We start from the raw sequence: 1,585 nt of genomic DNA, 5'->3' as shown, positions 1-1,585 counted from the left end.
CCCACGCGCTTTCCCGGCGGTTCACCCCAGGGCGGCGTCGATCAGCTTCGACCACTGGGCGACCACGCGGGCCCGGCGGGCCGTGTCGTCGGTCAGGACGTTGGCCAGGCCCAGGCCGCGGGCCATGTCCAGCAGGCCCTGCACGGTCTCCCGTACGCCCGGGAGCGACTCGTCCGCGCCCAGCAGCTCGACGGCGATCCGGTGGGTCTCCCGGCCGACCCGGGCCTCCAGTTCGATGACCTGGGGGCGCAGCTGCTCCTCGTTGGACGCGGCCACCCACAGCTGGAGCGCGGCGCGGAACAGGGCGCCGGTGTACAGGTCGACCAGGGCCTCGACGACCGCGGCGCGGGGGCGGGGGGCGGGGGTGGTCTGGAAGAGTTCCCGCAGTGCGGTGGAGCGTTCCTCGGCGACGTACTCGACCGCGGCGGTGAAGAGGGACTCGCGGGTCGGGAAGTGGTGCTGGGCCGCCCCGCGCGAGACGCCGGCGCGTTCGGCGACGACGGCGACGGTGGAGCCGGCCCAGCCGTGTTCGGCGAGGCAGGACACGGCCGCCTCCAGCAGGTGGCGCCGGGTGACGCGGCTGCGGGCCTGCTTGGGAACGGGGCCGGTCACCGTACCCATGACGGGTCCCGGCGCTCGAAGCGGGCGGTGATGCCCTCGCGGGCCTCGGCGGAGGCGAACAGCCGCGCGGAGAGCTCCGTCAGGCGGGCCCCGTCGCGGTCCAGGGCCTCGCGCACGCCGGCGGCGACCATGGCCTTCGTCTCGGCGAGGGCCTGCGGGGACGCCTTGCGGAGTCCGTCGAGGACGGGGGCGAGGGCGGTGTCGACGTCGTCGGCGGTGTGGAGGGTGAGCAGCCCTATGCGGGCGGCCTCGGCGGCGTCGAAGGCCTCGGCGGTCAGGAGGTAGCGGGAGGCGGCGCGGGGGTCGAGGCGCGGCAGCACGGTCATCGAGATGACGGCGGGGGCGAGGCCGAGGTGGGTCTCGGTGAAGGCGTACGAGGACTGCGGCCCGGCGGCGGCGATGTCGCAGGCGCCGAGCAGGCCGAGGCCGCCGGCGCGGACGTGCCCGGTGACGCGGGCGACGACGGGCTTGGGCAGGGCGGTGATCGCGCGGAGCAGGGCGAGGAAGTCGTCGGGGTCGCAGGGGGACTTCAGGTCGGCGCCCGCGCAGAAGGTGTTGCCGGTGTGGGTGAGCAGCACCGCCCGGGTGCCGGGGTCGGCGGCCGCCTCGGCCAGGGCCTCGCGGAGCTCGGCGACGAGCCGGGCGGAGAGCGCGTTGCGGTTGGCCGGGGAGTCGAGTGTGAGGGTGGTGATGCCGGTCGCCGCCCGGGCGGCGTGCACGAGTGGGGCCATTTCTCCTCCGGAGGGGTCATCGGGCGGACCCGGCCGGCCCCCCTCGGGGGCAGGGTAGCCCTTGCCCTGGCCGGGCGTTCACGACTGTTGACGGGCCCTTGCGGGCGGGGCCGTGCCGGGCGGGGTTGCGGGCTCGGGCGACGCCCTGCCGCGGGTGCGGCGGGGAGCGGGCGCTCGGGGGCGTGCCGGGCGGGCTGCGGGGCCGGTGGACCGTGCCCGGGTGGGCGGCCGCT

General features: G+C 77.0%; 2 protein-coding genes. Both read right to left on the bottom strand.

What is annotated here, in order from left to right:
* Positions 1–21: 21 nt before the first annotated feature.
* On the bottom strand, positions 22–621 hold the full coding sequence (locus tag SSNG_RS19635) for a TetR/AcrR family transcriptional regulator (protein WP_007265622.1): 600 nt from the start codon (positions 619–621) through the stop codon (positions 22–24).
* The gene (locus SSNG_RS19630) at positions 609–1,352 is read right to left on the bottom strand and encodes an enoyl-CoA hydratase family protein (RefSeq protein ID WP_042801414.1); all 744 of its coding nucleotides are present in this window, start codon (positions 1,350–1,352) and stop codon (positions 609–611) included. The genes SSNG_RS19635 and SSNG_RS19630 overlap by 13 nt, the downstream gene beginning before the upstream one ends.
* Positions 1,353–1,585: the final 233 nt, after the last annotated feature.

The sequence above is a fragment of the Streptomyces sp. C genome (assembly GCF_000158895.1).
Taxonomy (GTDB): Bacteria; Actinomycetota; Actinomycetes; order Streptomycetales; family Streptomycetaceae; genus Streptomyces; species Streptomyces racemochromogenes.
This window is presented reverse-complemented; position numbering and strand designations above follow the sequence as displayed.